Origin of the sequence: Leucobacter komagatae (assembly GCF_000834055.1) — a bacterium.
Taxonomy (GTDB): Bacteria; Actinomycetota; Actinomycetes; order Actinomycetales; family Microbacteriaceae; genus Leucobacter; species Leucobacter komagatae_A.
On the sequence record NZ_JXSQ01000026.1, the window covers coordinates 1 to 17,494 of the forward strand.

The following is a 17,494-nucleotide window of genomic DNA, read 5'->3' on the forward strand; positions in this document are numbered from 1 at the left end:
GCTAGGTTGGGGAAGCTCTTCTTCGGAAGGGCTTCTTCATCTTCACGGCGATCGCCTAGAGTTGGGTATCCAGTTCGATTGATCGTCTGGCTCTGTAGCTCAGTTGGTAGAGCGTTCGACTGAAAATCGAAAGGTCACCGGATCGATGCCGGTCGGAGCCACGTAGCGGTCATTACGCCGCTGCTGAACCCCCATGAGGCTTCTACTCGTGGGGGTTCCTTATTTTTCTCCCACGCACGGTTGTTGTGCGGGCGACAACACAATTTCACATCTGGCCCTGTAGCGCAGTTGGTTAGCGCGCCGCCCTGTCACGGCGGAGGTCGCGGGTTCAAGTCCCGTCAGGGTCGCCACTTTTTGTTCCCATCTGCCCCGAAATCGGGGCCGTGTTCGGGTGCTTCGCGCGTGCTGAGGTCTCCCCGCAAGCTCGGCAGCCTCGCAGATCGGGGCCAAGCGAGCATCGGCGCGTTCAGCGGAAACTTCGCCTCGCTCCGCCTAATGCAAGAACGCGCAGCACATGAGACTAGTCACTGGCGAGGGCCGTTGCGAACAATATGAGCGCGCCAGTGCTTGAGACGGTGCGGGCGAGATTGCGGCTGTTCCACGGCCGCTCGAAGCGCTGTCGCGCGGCTCTCCGCTGAGCGTCGCTGCGTACCTCTGCTCGCGCCAGCGCAGAGTTGAGGGGCACATTGCCAGCTGCTGTGATGCCGAAGGTGAGCACGGAGCACACGGTGCCCGCTGCTACCGCGAGTGTGGCGGCTGAGCTGCCGCGCAACACGTGCAGTACGACGCTCGCGAGCGCAGCGATCGGGGCTGCGAAAAAGACGGCGAGGAATCTGCCGTTGAGGATCGCCGAGTTGATCGCCCTGAATGCCCGAATGTAGGTGCCATCATCCACTCGATGAAAACCGGGGCTGATGGCAGCGGTGAAGACGAAAAACAGCCCGGCGAGTAAACCGTTGGCTACCAGAGCGACGATCAGTACAGGGCTGAGGAGAATTGCGGGCATCGTGAGTGATCCTTCCGTTGGCGTAACTCGGTGTCGCACCGACGTTAGTCTGCTGTCGCGCACGGAGACATGCTCAGTTCACCGAGAATCTTGCTCATTTCTCCGGCGACGCAATCACGCTGTCTGGCCGCCGTGAGAGGCTCGACAGTATGCGGAGCTCAACTGAGAGCGTGCAGGGCCAGCGTCGCCTGTCGCGAGTGCTGCATACGCTTCGGATGCGGGGCACGTTCTACTGCCAAGCTGAGCTGAGGCGGCCGTGGGCTCTCAGCATGCCGGCGGTCGCGGAGTCCGTTAGCTTCCACGTCGTGATGGCAGGGTCTGGTTGCTTGCGCGTTGCTGCGTCGGAACCAGTCGAGCTGCGTGAGGGCGACCTCGCGTTGGTTCCACACGGACGTGGGCACGACCTGCTCAGTGCACCGGGTACCGGGACCGGGCCGCGAGTCGATCTATTGCCGCAGCACTACCTGAGCGAGCACTATTCCAGGCTCGAGTACGGCGGGGGCGGAACTCCGACGCAGCTGGTGTGCGGCGTCGTAGCGTGTGACAGCGCGGCGGCGCGGGAGCTGATGCCATCGCTTCCAGAGGTGATGGTGATCCGACGAAACGAGGGGTCATCGGTATCCGCGGTGAGAGATGCGCTGCGGCTCATGGCGAGCGAACTCTCCCACCCGCAACTCGGAGGAGAGGCCGTTGCTACGCGCCTGGCTGACATTCTCGTCGTCCTTGCCCTCCGGGACTGGCTCGCCGCGAACCCGAGCCTCGCCTCAGGGTGGCTGCGTGCGATCCAAGACGAACACATCGGTAGAGCGCTCGATGCGATCCACGACGACCCGGGACACTCATGGAGTGTTGACGATCTCGCCAAGCTCGCCACAATGTCTCGATCCTCCTTCAGCGCGCGATTTACTGAGCTGGTTGGAGTATCGCCGATTTCCTATCTCACCAGGTGGCGGATGAACATCGCACGCTCTCGCCTGGCCGAAGATGACGTTCAGGTCAGCGTGATTGCTGCCGAATTGGGGTATCGATCCGAGGCAGCCTTTCATCGCGCATTCGTTCGACTGACGGGCCTGACCCCTGGCGCGCTCCGCAGAGCCGGACGGGTGTAGCGTTCGCCATCGCAGTGCGGCCCTGGGCGAGGGCCGACGTCGAAACGGGCCGGGAACTCCAAATCGCGGGGACACCGCCGACCGCACCTGGCTCAGACTCCGTTGGGGGAAACCATGCAATAATTTCCGGGCCACGGGATTCGCGACGATAATGGCGCTGTGTCGGCCCGGCCCCGGGCAGGCGGAAATCTCAAGGAATGGCAGGGTTTGGGTTTTACTGATTCAGGGTTTACTGGTGCTTCCGCGGGTCCGTTCTCAGCTGCGTCCTTCTCCGAGCTTGAGGGCGCAGACGATGTAGCGCTTTGCGACCTCGTGCGTGCCGACGCTGAATCCCCCCTCGGACGCGCCGCGTTTTCCGCCCTCTACGACAAGCACCGTGAGGCTGTGACCGCACAGGCCTACACGATGACTCGTGACTGGTCACGGGCGGAGGATCTCGTATCGGAGACGTTCACGCGAGTGCTGCGTGCGCTGTCTGGTGGGAACGGGCCGCGGGAGTCGGTGCTCGGATACCTCCTCATCGCGCTGCGCAGCGAAGCTTGCCGGGTCGCGGAGATTGCGGCGGAGTCTGTGGCTGTGGCCCCTGAGACCATCGCCGACTTTTTCGACGCCGCCCCAGATTTCGTGGAAGGCCTCTCAGAGCGGGACCAAATCAGACGCGCCTTCGCCTCACTGCCAGCGGACACGAGGCAGCTCCTCTGGCTCGTCGACGTTGAAGGACTCACGGCGGAGCAAGCGGCGACGCACTTCGACACGACTGCCGGTGCGCTGCGGGTCGCGTTGCACCGGGCACGGAAACGGCTCGGGACCTCCTACCTGCAGCAGTACGTCGAGGTGTCAGACCTGGAATGTCTCCCGTTTGCGCAGCAGCTCGCGAGCCTCACACGTCAGGCGCTCGGCAAGCGCGATGCGGCCGAGGTCGAGGCACACCTGAGGACCTGCGCCGCGTGCGCTTCGCAGGCGGCACGCTTGCGGTCGCTGAGCGAGCAGCTGCGGGTGTGGGTAGGTCCGCTCGTCATCGGCGGGGTCGCGGGCACAGCCGCTTCAGCTGGCATCGTTGGGACCTCGGATGCGTGGGCGCACTCGGGGCCGGGGAACCCCGCTTCTGAAGGAGCGCGTGCTCAGGCGGTGCCTGCCGCCACGGTGAAGAAGGTAGCGGCCTGGGGGAGTTTGGTCGTGGGGGTCGTGCTGGTGATCTGGGGGGCTTCCCTGGTCGGTACACGACCCCCAGTCACGCACCCGACAGACCCCGTAACGCAGGGCCCGGCGCAGCCAGACGACGGGACCGAGGCCGTTCCGCCTGTTGACTCCGCCGAGCAGGATCCGGCCGGGCAGGGCTCGCCGAGCCCTGAACCGCAACAGCCGCTGTCTGGTGGGGCAGTGCTCGAGGGAGACGACGATACGCCGCACTGGTTCTTGCAGGAGTAGGGGCTCGCAGCGCACCTGGCTGCGCACCGTGCGGCGCGGGGGAGCGCACGACGAAGAGTTTGCGGAAGTGGTGTAACGCTCGGGGCCTCTGGCGGTCTTTATTTGTCATGCGGGTGCGACGGCGGGAGGCCGCCGGTTTTGACCTCGCACGAGTCGCGGACGATATCGCGGCTGTCACCGTTTGACCAAAGGGAAGTGCGCACAGCAATCATGGAAACACAACGAACACGGGGTTCGAGGGCGTGGCGCGGGCTCGCCGCCGCACTCGTCGCGCTCCTGACGCTCGGCAGCGCCACCGCAGCAATGGCAGCGCCGCCGCACGAGACCGAGGCCACACTCACTTCGGTTGAGTTCGAGAACGAGACCGTCACAAGCGGTTGGAACGCAGAGCTCAAGGGAAGCTGGTCGCTCCCGGACAACCCCACCTCGCCGGCGGGGTTTGTTGTGGATCTTCCTGCTGACCTGCGGGGCCTCACCGATTCGTTCCCGCTGCTTGATCCGAGTGGCGTGGCAATGGGGCAGTGCGAGGTGACGACCACGCAGATTGTCTGCGACTTCGACGCCGCCTACCTCGAGGCGCACCCATACAACCTGTCCGGTGATTTCAACTTCTGGGCGCAGGTGCGCACCACGGTCACCGAGGGCACCGAAACCACGTATGTCATCGATGGGAAAGAGGTCACGGTGGTCGTGACGCCCCCAGGCGGCACGTGCACTGCGAACTGTGATTTCAAGGGCCGCGAGAGCAACAAGAGCGGCGAATACGATCGGGCAACCGACACGATCATGTGGGTCGTGCGCATCGGAAGCGGGATCGATGGCGCAGTCGGCGGTGAATCGATGAAGGTCGAGGATACCCTCGGTGCGAACCAGGAGATGCTCACTGAGTTCAAGGGAAACACCTACCCGATGCTGCGCTACACCAACGAGCTCGTGGTGACGGAATCGGGGTATCAGCAGCCGGGCAACTGGAAGCCCGTTCCGCTTGATCAGTACACCGTGAACGGCACCACGGTCGAGTGGACCGCCGAAGCCGGGCACTACTACAGCATCCGCTACGTGGCCAAGGTCACGGACGCTGGCGCCGCTGGAACATACACGAACTCTGCGACCGTCACCATCGGTGGCACCGAACAGGTCGTCGGCAGCGAAGTGATTCGCCAGGGCGGCGGCGGCACCGGCAGCGGTGAACAGGTCGGGCGCTTCTCCATCACCAAAGCAGTGAACTGGGAGGGCCCGGCGATCGAGGGAATCGATTTCGGGGGAACCTTCACGGTGACCACGCCCGCCGGCGTGGAGAGCTCCGGAGAGTTTGCGGTGTCGGAGGGCAGCACCTGGACGAGCGGGGCCTACCCGACGGGTTCAACCGTGCACATCGACGAGATTCTGCCAGCGGATCCCGCCAACATCGACTGGGCGACGCCCGTCCTTACCGACAACGATTTCGCGATTGCGGGTGCCGCAACGACCGAAGTGGTGCTGACGAACGCGGCGACCGTGGCGCAGGGCAACTTCTCCGCGTCGAAGGTCATCGACGGTGACGGCGCCTCGGCCGTTGACCCTGAAGCGGAATTCCTGCTCGACTACGAGTATCCGGCAGGCCCGGGCTTTGCAGCAGGGTCGGGCACGTTGGCGCTTCCCGCTTCGGGGGATGCCGTGCAGTCCTCCAAGCTGCCGGTTGGGGCCGTATTGACGCTCAGCGAGCGCACTCCCGACCCGGTGAATGGGGCCACGTGGACGGGCGCAAAGCTCTCCGCCGACACGATCACGATCGGTCGGGATGACGCGGTGGAAGTGACCGTCACCAACACGCTCACTCCGGTCTCGGGTGGACTGATCATCAATAAGCAGCTGACAGGTGCGGGAGCTGGAGAGTTTGGCGCGAACGATGAGTTGACGTTCGCGGTGGTGTGTACGCTGGACCGACAGACCGTCTTCGAACAGGACGTAACCCTTCAGGTGAACGGTCAATCAGCAGTGACCTCAGACGTCCTTGGCCCGATCCCCGCAGGTGCTGCGTGCACGGTCACCGAGACCGCGGCGGGCAACTCGGACGACGACCAGCGGCCAACACCAGTGACCGTGACGATCCCCTGGGATCCGACGGAGCAGGCAAGCGGCACCGTGACCGCTTCGCTCACGAACTTCTACAGCGCCGGCTCGGTTGAGGTGGAGAAGACCCTCGGTGGCGACGACCTCGCAATCGCCGCAGCAAAGGATCGGGTGTTTGCGCTCCTGGTCACCTGCCAGATCGAAGAGGAGACGAGCGCAGGAGAAATTGTGCGTGCTGACGTTTACTCCGGGACCGTGCGTATCAAGGGCGGCCAAAGCAAGTTCCTCGGTGACGACGGAAAACCGCGGCTGCTGCCGCTGGGCACGAAGTGCTTCGCTCAGGAGACTGAGACGGGTGGCGCGGCGAAAGTCACGATCGATCATGACTCGTTTGAGAACGGTGCAGAGGTGAAGAAGGGCTCTCCCGAGAACCTACAGCGGCTGAGCATCAGCGCGTTGAACACCTTCGAGAACGCAGCACTGACGGTATCGAAGAAAGTTGTTGGGGCAGGCACTGGCGGGAAATACAACTTCGCTCTTTCCTGCACCATCCCAGACGCTGGCAGCGGCGAGGCGCTCTCCGACGCGGCCTACGCTCTGCCGCAGGGGGACGCGAGGTTCACCCTCGCCGATGGTGAATCGCGCACCATCACCGTCCCAGCGGGAGTCACCTGTCAGGTGGTGGAGACCGACGTGCCGCAGGGCGCGACCGTATCCATGGTCGATAGCGACGTATCGAACAACGGTAGCGATCAGGACGGAATAGTCGCCGCGATCACCGGAACCGCGAACACGGTGAAGGTGACGAACACGTTCTCGCCGACCTCCGGAGGCAAGCCGTCGCTGGCCGCGACGGGCGGACACGGCGCGGCGGGGCTCGGTGTGCTCGGCGCCGGTGTGCTGCTGATCGGTGCAGCTCTCGTGCTGCTGCGCAAGCGAACCTCAGATCAGGGGCAGGATCTACCCGTGACCGGAAAGTAGCCCTCCCCGAAAGACCGTCGGCCCTCGAACTCTCTCGCCCCCATCCCCCCCAGGGCGTTTGAGAGAGTTCGGGGGCGACGCACGCTGAGAACACACGATGCGATGCGCAGCGTCGTCGGTTGCGCGTGCCGACTACCTGGACTCGGAGCTGCCGCGAACTGCGGTGATCTTGAGCCCCCTGCGCTTGAGCAGTGCAGCGACGACGCCGTCGCCCTCGGCGAGTTCTCCGGTGTGGCTGCCGTCGTAGATCACGCCGCAGCCGCACGACGGGCTGCGGGCCTGGAGCACCGCACTCGATACGCCGTGTTCCGCGGCGAGGTCGGCAACGATCTGAGCTCCCTCCACGAACGGCGCGGTGACATCTTCGCCGTCGACGGTGAGGATCTTTGCGGTGCCGTCGAGCACGTCGTACCCGTCGCCTCCGACGATCTCGGCAGCAGCTCGTGGGGTCGACAGGCCACCGAGCTGTTCGGCGCAGGCCGGAATCGCTCGGCCGGCCGCGACGTCAGCCACGATGGCGGCGTCCGGGCGTGCACGGCCGTCGTAGCGGCAGGGGACCCCCGCGAGACAGGCGCTGACCAAGACGATATCCGTGTCCATGTCTCTAACTATACAAAGCTGGTTGGGCTCTGCGAGACGACACGTTGGCCGCCCGCTCGGAGCGATCCGTATGCCCAGATGTACGGAGCTAGCCGGCACCTCACCTCGCGCACGCGGCGACGAAGGCGGCCGGGTCCTCGACATACAGCGCGGCCTCGGCCGCGCGAAAGCCCGCCGGCAGGTGCCGCTGCGGAACCGGGGGATCGCTGGCGACGGGCTGCTCGAACACGATGCGCACGTTCGTGCTCTGAAACTGTGTGAGGATGAGCCGCGTTCCGTCGGCCGCCGGTTGCGTCGGCGCGTGGTCGACGAGCGGCTCCACTGACCGCACGTTCGTGAGGGGCGTTGAGAGCACCGACCGGTGCCCCCAGCGCAGCTCCAGGGCCTCGCCGGTGACAAGGTGCGGATGGGCGGCGCGCGATGCGAACGGCCCGAGCACGAAGACTATTCCCCAGACCGTGAGCACCAGCAGGAGGATCTGCAGCCAGGCCCACGGCACAAGCACGTGCACGACTCCGAGCTCAACGAGTGAGGCTACAACGATTGCGACGGGGAAGGCCATGGTCCCCTTCGTGTACCCGAACGGCGCCGCGCCGCGCGGGATGTGCTGCTTTCTGGCGAGCACGAGGAACAGGGTTCGGAGCCACCGCGGTTTAGGGGTCATGCCGCCAGTATCAGGTGTGCCGCTACGGCACAGTCAAGAGTGGATCCCGTGCGCTCCGGAGCGTATGCTCGGTGCATGGCCGCACGCTCGATTCTCCGAATTGCCCTTGGCAGCACGCTCGCGCTTGCTGGAATTGCTCACCTCACGGTGGCCCGCAAAGAGTTTCAGGCGCAGGTACCCGAGTGGGTGCCGCTCGACCCTGACACCACGGTGGTCGCATCGGGCGTCGCCGAGATCGGGCTGGGCGCCGCGCTGCTCGTTGCACGGAAGCGCCGCGGCCTCGTTGGCGTGATCGCCGCGCTTTTCTTTGTCGCTGTGTTCCCAGGCAACGTGTCGCAGTGGCTGCACGAACGCGACGGCTTTGGGCTGGATACGGACACGAAGCGGTTCGTGCGGCTGTTCTTCCAGCCGGTGCTCGTGTGGGCTGCGATCTGGTCGACGCGCCCCGGTTCCCGGCGCCGGTGCCGCGCGGAGGCCGCAGCCGCCGCGGCCGCAACGCAGACGACAGCGCCCTAGTCGCGGCAAGCCAGGCCGATCTCCTGCGCGCGGAGTGCCGGGCAGACCGCCTGACCAGCGTATGACGCTCAACCTTACTCGCCCGCCGGACGCCCGAAGCGGGCGATGCTGTGCTGGTAGAAGGCCCAGCCGAAGACGATCGTACCGACAAGCAGGATCGCGCGGGCGAGCGTGATCGCCGCTACGACGAGCGCGTTGGGCAGCCCGCCTGCGACGAGCAGGGCAATCATCACGACCTCGTACGCGCCAACCCCGTTTGGCGTCGTCACGACCATGCTCGTCACTGTTGCGAGCCCGTAGGCGATGAACACGAGCGCGGGGTCGGCGCGCAGGCCGATCGAGGCGAGCGCGATCCAGAACAGCCCAGCGTCGCAGATGTGCAGGGCGAACGACCACGCGAACGGTTGCAGGAGTGTGCGCGGCTGCTCGAGGATCGCGCGCAGCTCGACGTGCAGGCCGTCGAAGAACCGGAGGAGCGAGGCAGGCCGAACGATGCCCGGCCGCCCGACGATCTGCCCGGCGCGATTTGCGAGCCAGGCAACGCGCCAGGCGAAGCGGTGCAGCGCGCGTCGGCGCAGCAGCAGGAAGGCGCCTCCTCCGACGGCCCCAATCGCGAGCGCCCCGACGCCCGCGGCCGACCACAGCACGACCGGCGTGCCCTGGCCGCTCGCCATGAGCCAGACGGCGGCGGCGAGCAGCAGGATGCTGAACGACACAAAGGTGACCGCGAAGCGGGCAAGCTGGGCGAGCGTGCCCTTCGCGGGGGCGACGCCGAGCCCCGCGAGCTTCCAGCTCGTGTAGGTGATGCCTGCCGCCCCGCCAGAGGGCAGCATGTGGTTCGCGAAGTTGAACTCGAGCGACATGCGGATCGCGGTGAGCGGGCGCATGCCGCGCAGCTCGCCCCGCGCCCGCAGGAATGAGAACAGCGCCTCACCGGTGACAGCGAAGCTTGCGAGTTGCACGGGAACGAGGAGGGCGAGCACCCACGGGTTCACGAGTGGCAGGCTTCGAAACGCCTCGACAACCGTCGGCCAGGCAGCCGCGACGATTGCTGCGACGATGAGCGCGGTGAGCGCGCTGATCCACACCCGTGGCGAGCGGTGCCAGGGTCGCCTCACCGCGCCTGCTCCGCCGAAACCCACCGTCTGCGGTTGCCGAACCCGTGCCTCGTCAGCGTCTTGCTGTCTGTCTCGTAGTAGCGCGTGAGCTTCTCGCGATCCACCGATCGAAACAGTCTCGCCCGCACCCGCATGCGCGGTTCATACCGCAGCGTGTGCCCGGTGCGGAGCAGCGCGATCGTCACGTCGACGTCCTCGCTCACCTCCTCGTCACCGAGCATCACGAGCTCGCGCGCGATCAGCCATGCCTGGCGCCGCAGCGCGCTGTTGAACTCGTAGAGCATGGGCCGTACCCCGATGCTGCGCTCGTGCCAGAGCCGAAACCCGCGGTACCACCAGTTGAACCAGAACCGCTCGCCCGGAGACAGCTCGGCGATTGCTGCGCCCCCGCCCTGACCATCGAGTGCGGGGTCGGCGAAGTCGGCGCGGATCTGCGCGATCCAGTCGGCGCGCACCACCGTGTCGGCGTCGATGCGCGCGATCACATCGCACCTGGCCGCGTCGAACCCAGCGGTTCGCGCGTAGGTCACGCCCGGACGCGCCTCAGTGATTACGCGCACGAGCGGGAACTCGCTTGCGACGCGCGCGCTGTCGTCGGTGCAGTTGTTGTCGACGACGATGATCTCGTCGGGCAGGTCGGTTTGCGCGAGCAGGGCGCGCAGACAGCGGGGGAGGAGCCGCTCCTCGTTGTGCGCGGGAATCACGACAGAGATGGTGGGCAGTGGGCGCGCGGCGGAGGTCACTGTGGATCGCCGATGCGTATCGGGCGGCCGGTGCGAGTGCGGTGGAGTGTCACCCCTCTATTCACCCGCGCCGCGGCGCAGGGCGCGATGGGCCGGAGGCGAGCATTGGGGTAGCGCTGGCGCTACCCGGCACCCGTGCCTAGCCCTTGCGAGCCTGCGTACGCGTACGCGCCTCCCAGCCGCGCTACGCTTGGCGCATGCAAACCCCCCAGAACGCAACGCTTGCCGAGGTGCGCGACAACATCGACGCGCTCGACCGCGAGATCGTCCGGCTCATCGCCGAGCGGCAGCAGTGGGTCGTCGCCGCCGGCAAGCTGAAGGGTGACGAGCAGGCCGTACGCGCGCCGGATCGCGTGGAGCAGGTGATCCGCAAGGTCCGCGGCCTCGCCGAGGAACAGCACGCGTCACCCGAGGTCGTCGAGGCCGCCTACCGGGCGCTCATCGGCGCCTTCATCGACCTTGAGCTCACCGTGCAACGCGACGCAGCGACGCCGGTGCTGCGGCGGGCGCGCGGTGCCGAGGAGTATCCCGCCCTCGTCGAGATTTGGCGCAGCGCCGTGCTCGCCACCCACGACTTTCTCGCTGCGTCAGACTTCGAGCGGATCGAGAGCAATCTCGCCGCCAACTATTTCCCCGCCGTGACGCTCGTCGTCGCCGAGGTCGACGGTCAGCCAGTCGGCTTCGCCGGCGCGGTTGACGGCGGCCTTGAGATGCTCTTCGTCCACGACTCAGCCCGCGGCCGCGGCGTGGGGAGCGCCTTGCTCGCCGAGGCGGTCGCGCGCCTCGGCGTCACACGGGTGGACGTCAACGAGCAAAACCCAGCAGCGCACGGGTTCTACCTCAGCCGTGGCTTCCGCGAGGTGGGACGCAGCGAGCTTGACGGCGACGGCCGCCCCTACCCGCTGCTGCACCTGGAGCTCGCCGCGGCGTAGCCCCCGCCCCAGGCCCTGACCGTGGTGAACGCCCCGGCGCCGTTCTAGGAGTTGCGGAGACCCGGAATGAGCGCGGGAGTCTTCGCCCGGTACTCACGGTATTCGGGATCCTCACCCCAGGTGCGCTCCGCCTTCGCTTCAAGCAGCGGGATTCCCGACACCCTCGTCAGCAGCACGATCACGAAGAGCGGCGACAGCAACGCCACCCACTGCCAGCCCTGCAGCACGGGGGCTGCGACGATGAGCACGCCGATCCACAGCAGAATCTCGCCAAGGTAGTTCGGGTGTCGCACGACCGACCACAGCCCCGTGCTGATGAACTTGCCCGAGTTCGCTGGGTTCTTCTTGAAACGACTCTTCTGCAGGTCGGCGGTGACCTCGATCGCAAAACCGATGAGCCAGACGGCGACGCCGACCCACGCGCTCCAGCCCAGCGGGGCTGATTCGGCGGACGAGATCGCGATCCAGGCTGCTGCGGCGGTGAGGCTGACCCAGAGTCCCTGGATAGTCCACACCGAGAGGAAGCGGAGGGGTGCGACCCTGATCGCCGCGAAGCGGTCGTCGCCACCGGTGCGGAGGTTGCGCACGAGCAGGAAGCTGCCGAGCCTCGCCGCCCAGAAGATCACGAGCGCACCGAGGATGAGGCTGCGCGCGTCACGCTCGGGCGAGAGCGCGAGTAGCGCGACCGTCACGCTGATGTAGGTGATGGATCCGGTTGCGTCGAAGAACCTGTCGGTCTGCGCGATGGCGGCGGGAATGTACGCGACCCACTGCACGACGAACGCAATCGCAATGGCGAGCGCGAACGCTGGGATCCCGCCGACGCTCAGGCCGTGCTGGCTGCCGGCGAGCGCGAGCGCGGCACCGAGGAGCGCGGCGCCGGCGATGATGAGGATCGAGGTCGAACGTTTCTGGGTCATGTGGCTTCCTAATCGTGGCGGAGTGCGAGCAGCGCGATGAGCAACCGGCGCTCAGGCGTAGAGCTCGTCGATGACGGGTCGAAGCGCGTCGATGAGCGCCTGCCGCTTGAGCTTCATAGTCGGGGTGACGAAGTCGTCAGCGCGATCCGCCCCGATGCAGACCATGCGCCAGTACTGCACGTGCTCAGAAGGCGGCACAGCCGCGTTCGCGGCGGTGATCGCCGCGTCGAGCTCGGCCTCGAGTCCCGGGTCCGAAACCCGCGGGAGCCCGTGAGCTGTGAGCGCAGCGGGCGGCGTCTCACCGCGGCCGCGCAACCACCCAGCCGCCGCCTCGGCATCGAGCACGAGGATCGCCGTGAGGTATGGCCGGTCGGTGCCAACGAGCACGGCGTGCGCCACGAGGGGGTGCGCCTCAATCGCTGTTTCCCACGGTTCGGGGGAGACGGTCCGGCCCGTTGACGTCACAATAATGCTATTCAGGCGTCCCGTGAGGGTGAGCGCGCCGTCACTGTTCAGCGAACCGAGGTCGCCCGTGCGGAAGTAGCCGTCGACGAATGCGGCTGCGTTGAGGGCCTCGCTCGTGTAGCCAGCGAACACGCCGACGCCGCTCGCGAGCACTTCGCCGTTGTCTGAGATCCGCACCGAGTTGCCTGGGAGGGGTGCGCCGACGCTGCCTGCGGTCAGGGCGCCTGGGCGGCCGCCGGTGAGCGGTGCCGTGGTCTCTGTGAGGCCGTACCCCTCAATGATCGGCACCCCGATGCCCCTGAAGAAGCGGGCGAGGCCGGGCTGCAGGGTCGCGGCACCCGAGAGGAGATACGCGATCTTGCCGCCCATGACCGCGCGCAGTCGCCCGTAGAACAACCGGTCGAAAAGCGCGTGCTGCACCCGCAGTGCGAACTTCGGGCGAGCTGCATGGTCGCGGTCGCGGTCCTCAAGGAAGCTGCCCCAGTCTTCTGCGACGCGCACCGCGGCATTCCACACCGGGGTGAGCTTCTTCTCGGCGGCTGACGCGGCAGCTGCCCCCTGGATCCGCTCGAGCACTCGGGGCACGACCACGAGGAACGTGGGCTGCAGGACGGCGAGCGCCTGCACGACGTCTTTGGGGTTCGCGAGGTGTGCGACGCGCATGCCGTTCGCAATGCAGATGAGCTGCAGTGCGCGCCCGAGCACGTGCGTGAGCGGGAGGAAGAGGATCGTGTTGCCAGCCTCGGTGACGACCTCGCGGTATGCGGCGCCGATGTTGAGCACCTGGCCGACGAGGTTACGGTGGGTGATTCGCGCTCCCTTCGGGGTGCCGGTCGTGCCAGAGGTGTAGACGACGGTTGCAATGTCGTCGAGCGTTGCCTGGCTGCGGCGGGCCTCAAGGCGCTCCGCGCTCACCGTCTCGCCCGCTGCGGCGAGGTCTCGCATGGTGCCGCCGGTGGCGGCCGCGTCGTCGTCAGGCTCGAACACCCAGATACTTGGCGGTGCCTGCCCGGCCGCGGCCGCGGCGCTGACAATGCGATCCGCAATCTCCTGTGTGCCAGCGAACGCTGCGACGGGGCGGGCGTCGGCGATGATCCCCGCGAGCTGCGCCTCGGGTGCGGTGTCATACGCAGGGACGACGACGGCGCCTGCGTACAGCGCAGCGAGGTCGGCGACGGCCCAGCGATACTGCGTGCCGGCGATGATGAGTGCGGTATCGCCTGCCTCAACGCCGCTCGCGATGAGGCCCCTTGCCGTAGTCTCGACCTCGCCAGCGAACTCGCCGGTGCTGATCTGCTGCCAGGGGTCAGTGAGCTCCGCGCCGGGCTGACGCGTTTCGAAAGCGATGTGGTCGGGGGCCTTCGCGGCGCGCGCAGCGAGCAGGTCGGTGACGTTGCGGATCCCCGAGATATCGACAAGCGGCGGGGTCGAGGCTTCCACTCGCGACGTCTCGGCGGACGTTGGCGAGTGCGCTTGGGCTGGGTCCTTCACAGCGGTTCCTTCTCATCTCAATCGGGTGAGCTCGTGGACTCCGCGAAGCGTGTGCGTCATGCGCGCAGTCCGCACCGTGCTCTGGCCATCCTTTAGCCACTTATCTTGCCTGGCTAACTATATGCCATCGCAGGTAATGTGTGCGCATATATTTCTGATGGTGTCAGCGCCTCGCTGGCTGTGGCCCCTAGCTCACCGCGGTTCCCTCCGGCTCCACGTTTAGGGCTGGTGCCGGGAAGCGGTTAATCCCATACTCAAGCGCTGCGATTGTCGCCGTGGCGGGACAGGGCTACCGCCAGAGCATCAATGCGGCAAGTACCGCGAGTGGCGGTGCAAAGTTCAGCGCGACGAGCAGCCAGCTCCTGGCTACCCACCCCAGGATCATGCCAACGACCCCGAGCAGCGGCACCGCAACAATGCCGAGGATGGCTGAGCGGCTGCTCCACTCGGGCGAAACGTTCCGGAGCGCGAAGGCCGCCAAGACGCACGCCGCGCCGATCACGAAGACCACGAGCGCGGCCCGCGCGCACCCCCGCTGAGCCGCACGTTCTTGAGAATCGACCTTGGTCTCGATCGGGGGCATCTGTCGGCTCCTGTCGTTGTGCCTCCCACCCTAACGTTCCGAGTGGGGTCACGAGACTCGGCCCACGAAGTGTGGGAGAGGCACCTGTACACGTCTCCAGGGTTTCCGTAGTCCCGCACGCTCGGAGAATGGACTCCCGTGGGGCGATACCCGCTCTGGTTATGGGACTGGCTGTGTTCCACAGGTAGGCTGCTCTCACACGCAGAATTCTGGCCGGAGGACGCAGTGGTTACCAATGTTCACGAGCGCAAGATTCCGGCATCTGCTGCCGCGGATGCATCGCTGATTACAACGCTCGCAAGCAAGGAGGATCGTCTCTGGCCGCACGAAGCATGGCCGCGGATGAAGCTCAATGCCGGTCTCGCTGCGGGATCCGTGGGCGGGCACGGACCAGTGCGGTACGAGGCCGTGAGGGTGGACCCAGTGGGCAGAGTCGTGTTTCAGTTCACGGGGCCGGTCGGCTTCGTCGGGTGGCATGCCTTCGAAGTGGCTGACGCCCAAAAAGGGAAGTCCGTGCTGCGGCATGAGCTGCAGATGGAGGTCCGTGGGTTGAGCCGCCTGACTTGGCCTCTGTTTTTTCGCCCGATGCACGACGCGCTGATTGAGGAGGCATTCGACAAGGCAGAGCGGGAGTTGGGGCCACCGAAGGAGTGCCGTTTCGGCGTGGGATGTGGGTGAGGATCATCTACTGGCTCACCGCGTTGGCGGGACGAGCTCGCCGGCCGGCGCGCGAGTGAATGTATTGGTATCGCTGCGTTCGACCACCGCCTCCGAGCACCGGGAACACGGCCGTTCTCTTCGCGCGGGCCCCAAGCAGGCTTCGATTAAACTACGGAAATCACTGGTGTGCATCCAGCAAGATGCCGAGAGGGCAACATGGGGATTCTGAACTTCTTCTCACGCAAGCGAGACGCCGGGCCGGCCGGTGGAGACGGATCTACGCCGCCCACCGGCCCGCAGGCCGACGCACCTCCCGTTGACTACTCCGCACTCGTGCCCATGGGCGCGATCATCAGCAATAACGACCCGCAGGTCGCTGCCGACATGGAGTTGCTTGCCGCCGGAGTCGAGCGCTTCCGCGCCGCACACGCTGAGTGGGTCGGGGCCATGTTCCCCGCTGAAATGCCGGCAGGCTCGGAGTTCGCCGTCACCCGCGAGGTGTTCACGTTCTGGCTCGCAGGGTACGAAACCCCGTTCTCGTACGGGGCCTACGTCGATTGGAAGGAAGCGGCCGAAGAGGTTGTCGCGAGGCTGCAGGGTGTGCTCGGCAAGCTCGGGCTCCCGATCGATCTGGGAGAGGTCCTCTTCCAGGGGGATGAGGACACCTTCGACGCGCTCGTGCTCATCGCGCGCTTCCTTGACGAACGCGATCACGCGCTCGTTGTGATCGACACCGAGAGCGACAGCTACCACCTGTACATCGTGCCGGAGGCGGCGGTTGACCGTCTTGTCGGGCTCGGTGCATCGGTCGGGTTCTCGATCACCATTCCGGCTACATAGCCAGGGCCCCGGCCGGTCGGGGGCGACGAAGAGCACCCGCTTTAACTCACACCTGTTGCGTTTGTGCGGTCCATGTAGTTTGATATTCGTATCAACTCGTGGAGGCGTGCAATGAGGATCACGACACCGTACGACGGGTGGTTCACTCACCTGGCATGGAATATCGACCTCGCAACTCGGGGGCCGTTCGTGCGGGGGAGCGCGCTGCGGCGTGACTACCTGTACCGCTTGGCCAGCCTCGCGAAGAAGCTCCGCAGTGAGGGGGCGATCACGGCGCACGCGCTCGCCGTCGAGGTGATCGTGCCCGTCCCAGGCTGGCCAAAGTACGACCTTGCGCTGCTCGCGCACACCCGGGAGCGGTCGCGGGATGCCTTGGTGGATCGGGCGGCAGCGTTGGGCTTCCCCGCCCCCGAGCTCGCCGTCAGTGCACGAAACGCCGGCCGCTTTGGAGACACCGAAGGGGAGCGCGGGGCGGTCCTTCTCAACCATTTCGCTGGCGACGCGAGCGCGGAGAGCGCCGTCGCTGCCTGGAAGGTGCTCTCAGCGTGGTACGAGCGGGCGCTCAAAGTGAACAACTCGACGCTGCTGGAGTTCGAGCAGGGCGCACCGTTCCTCATCATGAACTACGCCGTCTTGCCCGGGCGGGTTATGCCCTTCCTCGCGCAGCAGCTCGCGCGCCCCTCCTTCCACACCCACGTTCGCCGCAGTCTCCGCGCCGCTAGCATCTCCCCGTTCCCACTGTTCGCGCGAAGGTTCGAGCGGTGAGCGCCCCGGCCGAGCCGTACGGCCAGCTGCTGGGTGCGCTGCGCCGCCTCCGTACCGCGATCGCAGTGCGCGATCGCGCGGTAGCGGGGGCACTCCATTTGAGGGAGAGCGACCTGAGCGTACTCGAACTGCTGCACCGCGAGGGGCAGCAGTCCCCGACAGTCCTGGCGGCACGGACGCGGACTCACGCTGCGACGATGACCGGCATACTGGCCCGGTTGGAACGCGGCGGGTGGATCGTGCGCGTGCCGACCGAGGGTGACCGGCGATCCGTTCGGATCATTGGCACGAGCGTCGAGCGGTTCATGATGCTCTACGCCGCCGACACGGAGCGGCTTGAAAGGGTGTTCCGTGGGTGGGCACCGAACCACGCGGAGGCATTCCTGCGGTCGGTAGAGGAGATCGCTGAGGCGCTCGAGACTGCGTAATCTGCACCGGCTCGCGTGACTGACAGGAGCCGGCGCCAGCGTTGGGGCGAGCCCCCGACCGAAACCGCGAAATAGTGTGCTCGGAAAGCGCAGTTCTTCGGGTGTGGAACCCCGGTTTTCGCGGGAAGGGGCGGCTTTCGCAAGCGAATCCGCGTGAGAGACGACTTTGCATGAAAAACATTCCGCGGGTGTG

General features: G+C 66.3%; 17 protein-coding genes and 2 tRNA genes. 11 read left to right on the forward strand and 8 right to left on the reverse strand.

What is annotated here, in order from left to right; genetic code table 11:
- Positions 1-88: 88 nt before the first annotated feature.
- Positions 89-161: transfer RNA gene (locus SD72_RS13890), tRNA-Phe, on the forward strand.
- Between the two features lie 112 nt (positions 162-273).
- A tRNA-Asp gene (locus tag SD72_RS13895) sits at positions 274-350 on the forward strand.
- Positions 351-520: 170 nt separating this feature from the next.
- Here SD72_RS13895 and SD72_RS13900 read toward each other — a convergent pair.
- Complete coding sequence (locus SD72_RS13900) at positions 521-1,006, reverse strand: anthrone oxygenase family protein (RefSeq protein WP_042545069.1); 486 nt, start codon at positions 1,004-1,006, stop codon at positions 521-523.
- 149 nt (positions 1,007-1,155) lie between these two features.
- Between SD72_RS13900 and SD72_RS13905 the strand changes: the two genes are divergently transcribed.
- The 3 genes from SD72_RS13905 to SD72_RS13915 all read left to right on the forward strand — a co-directional run bounded on the left by SD72_RS13905 (position 1,156) and on the right by SD72_RS13915 (position 6,576).
- The gene (locus SD72_RS13905; RefSeq protein ID WP_042545070.1) at positions 1,156-2,115 is read left to right on the forward strand and encodes an AraC family transcriptional regulator; all 960 of its coding nucleotides are present in this window, start codon (positions 1,156-1,158) and stop codon (positions 2,113-2,115) included.
- Positions 2,116-2,322: 207 nt separating this feature from the next.
- Positions 2,323-3,543 carry an RNA polymerase sigma factor gene (locus tag SD72_RS13910; RefSeq protein ID WP_042545071.1) on the forward strand — a complete coding sequence of 407 codons (1,221 nt, stop codon included), beginning with the start codon at positions 2,323-2,325 and terminating at the stop codon, positions 3,541-3,543.
- A gap of 210 nt (positions 3,544-3,753) precedes the next feature.
- Positions 3,754-6,576: a DUF5979 domain-containing protein gene (locus SD72_RS13915; protein WP_042545072.1), complete on the forward strand. Its 2,823-nt coding sequence runs from the start codon at positions 3,754-3,756 to the stop codon at positions 6,574-6,576.
- 132 nt (positions 6,577-6,708) lie between these two features.
- Here the strand turns inward: SD72_RS13915 and SD72_RS13920 are convergent, their stop codons facing one another.
- A complete protein-coding gene (locus tag SD72_RS13920) occupies positions 6,709-7,176 on the reverse strand; it encodes a DUF523 domain-containing protein (protein WP_042545073.1) in 468 nt (155 codons plus the stop codon).
- 100 nt (positions 7,177-7,276) lie between these two features.
- Positions 7,277-7,840 (reverse strand): hypothetical protein, encoded by a 564-nt coding sequence (locus tag SD72_RS17100; RefSeq protein ID WP_052492713.1) that lies wholly within the window; start codon positions 7,838-7,840, stop codon positions 7,277-7,279.
- A gap of 75 nt (positions 7,841-7,915) precedes the next feature.
- On the opposite strand from SD72_RS17100, the gene SD72_RS13930 reads away from it, so the two are divergent.
- Positions 7,916-8,356 (forward strand): DoxX family protein, encoded by a 441-nt coding sequence (locus SD72_RS13930; RefSeq protein WP_042545074.1) that lies wholly within the window; start codon positions 7,916-7,918, stop codon positions 8,354-8,356.
- Between the two features lie 74 nt (positions 8,357-8,430).
- Here SD72_RS13930 and SD72_RS13935 read toward each other — a convergent pair whose 3' ends face one another.
- Positions 8,431-9,474 carry a lysylphosphatidylglycerol synthase transmembrane domain-containing protein gene (locus SD72_RS13935; RefSeq protein ID WP_198141979.1) on the reverse strand — a complete coding sequence of 348 codons (1,044 nt, stop codon included), beginning with the start codon at positions 9,472-9,474 and terminating at the stop codon, positions 8,431-8,433.
- Positions 9,471-10,217, reverse strand: a complete 747-nt coding sequence (locus SD72_RS13940) for a glycosyltransferase (RefSeq protein ID WP_052492714.1) — start codon at positions 10,215-10,217, stop codon at positions 9,471-9,473. The genes SD72_RS13935 and SD72_RS13940 overlap by 4 nt, the downstream gene beginning before the upstream one ends.
- A 197-nt stretch (positions 10,218-10,414) precedes the next feature.
- Between SD72_RS13940 and SD72_RS17520 the strand changes: the two genes are divergently transcribed.
- Positions 10,415-11,149, forward strand: a complete 735-nt coding sequence (locus tag SD72_RS17520) for a GNAT family N-acetyltransferase (protein WP_084767238.1) — start codon at positions 10,415-10,417, stop codon at positions 11,147-11,149.
- A 44-nt stretch (positions 11,150-11,193) separates the two neighbouring features.
- On the opposite strand, the gene SD72_RS13950 is transcribed toward SD72_RS17520, so the two are convergent.
- The 3 genes from SD72_RS13950 to SD72_RS13960 all read right to left on the reverse strand — a co-directional run bounded on the left by SD72_RS13950 (position 11,194) and on the right by SD72_RS13960 (position 14,608).
- On the reverse strand, positions 11,194-12,069 hold the full coding sequence (locus tag SD72_RS13950) for a DUF1295 domain-containing protein (RefSeq protein WP_042545076.1): 876 nt from the start codon (positions 12,067-12,069) through the stop codon (positions 11,194-11,196).
- A gap of 51 nt (positions 12,070-12,120) precedes the next feature.
- Positions 12,121-14,025, reverse strand: coding sequence for an AMP-dependent synthetase/ligase (locus SD72_RS13955; RefSeq protein WP_232299794.1), 1,905 nt, complete (start codon positions 14,023-14,025; stop codon positions 12,121-12,123).
- A 289-nt stretch (positions 14,026-14,314) separates the two neighbouring features.
- Positions 14,315-14,608, reverse strand: a complete 294-nt coding sequence (locus SD72_RS13960) for a hypothetical protein (RefSeq protein WP_042545077.1) — start codon at positions 14,606-14,608, stop codon at positions 14,315-14,317.
- 225 nt (positions 14,609-14,833) lie between these two features.
- On the opposite strand from SD72_RS13960, the gene SD72_RS13965 reads away from it, so the two are divergent.
- The 4 genes from SD72_RS13965 to SD72_RS13980 all read left to right on the forward strand — a co-directional run bounded on the left by SD72_RS13965 (position 14,834) and on the right by SD72_RS13980 (position 17,301).
- Complete coding sequence (locus SD72_RS13965) at positions 14,834-15,286, forward strand: hypothetical protein (protein ID WP_042545078.1); 453 nt, start codon at positions 14,834-14,836, stop codon at positions 15,284-15,286.
- Positions 15,287-15,484: 198 nt separating this feature from the next.
- On the forward strand, positions 15,485-16,108 hold the full coding sequence (locus SD72_RS17105; RefSeq protein WP_052492716.1) for a DUF6630 family protein: 624 nt from the start codon (positions 15,485-15,487) through the stop codon (positions 16,106-16,108).
- A 111-nt stretch (positions 16,109-16,219) separates the two neighbouring features.
- Positions 16,220-16,873: a hypothetical protein gene (locus SD72_RS17110; RefSeq protein WP_052492717.1), complete on the forward strand. Its 654-nt coding sequence runs from the start codon at positions 16,220-16,222 to the stop codon at positions 16,871-16,873.
- A complete protein-coding gene (locus tag SD72_RS13980; protein ID WP_052492718.1) occupies positions 16,870-17,301 on the forward strand; it encodes a MarR family winged helix-turn-helix transcriptional regulator in 432 nt (143 codons plus the stop codon). The genes SD72_RS17110 and SD72_RS13980 overlap by 4 nt, the downstream gene beginning before the upstream one ends.
- Positions 17,302-17,494: the final 193 nt, after the last annotated feature.

Excerpts from the sequence above, each read along its gene's own strand:
- SD72_RS13930 (WP_042545074.1), top strand. The coding sequence starts at position 7,916 with ATGGCCGCACGCTCGATTCTCCGAATTGCCCTTGGCAGCACGCTCGCG.
- SD72_RS13915 (WP_042545072.1), top strand. The coding sequence starts at position 3,754 with ATGGAAACACAACGAACACGGGGTTCGAGGGCGTGGCGCGGGCTCGCC.
- SD72_RS17100 (WP_052492713.1), bottom strand. The coding sequence starts at position 7,840 with ATGACCCCTAAACCGCGGTGGCTCCGAACCCTGTTCCTCGTGCTCGCC.
- SD72_RS13900 (WP_042545069.1), bottom strand. The coding sequence starts at position 1,006 with ATGCCCGCAATTCTCCTCAGCCCTGTACTGATCGTCGCTCTGGTAGCC.
- SD72_RS13920 (WP_042545073.1), bottom strand. The coding sequence starts at position 7,176 with ATGGACACGGATATCGTCTTGGTCAGCGCCTGTCTCGCGGGGGTCCCC.
- SD72_RS13950 (WP_042545076.1), bottom strand. The coding sequence starts at position 12,069 with ATGACCCAGAAACGTTCGACCTCGATCCTCATCATCGCCGGCGCCGCG.
- SD72_RS13905 (WP_042545070.1), top strand. The coding sequence starts at position 1,156 with ATGCGGAGCTCAACTGAGAGCGTGCAGGGCCAGCGTCGCCTGTCGCGA.
- SD72_RS17110 (WP_052492717.1), top strand. The coding sequence starts at position 16,220 with ATGAGGATCACGACACCGTACGACGGGTGGTTCACTCACCTGGCATGG.
- SD72_RS17105 (WP_052492716.1), top strand. The coding sequence starts at position 15,485 with ATGGGGATTCTGAACTTCTTCTCACGCAAGCGAGACGCCGGGCCGGCC.
- SD72_RS17520 (WP_084767238.1), top strand. The coding sequence starts at position 10,415 with ATGCAAACCCCCCAGAACGCAACGCTTGCCGAGGTGCGCGACAACATC.
- SD72_RS13960 (WP_042545077.1), bottom strand. The coding sequence starts at position 14,608 with ATGCCCCCGATCGAGACCAAGGTCGATTCTCAAGAACGTGCGGCTCAG.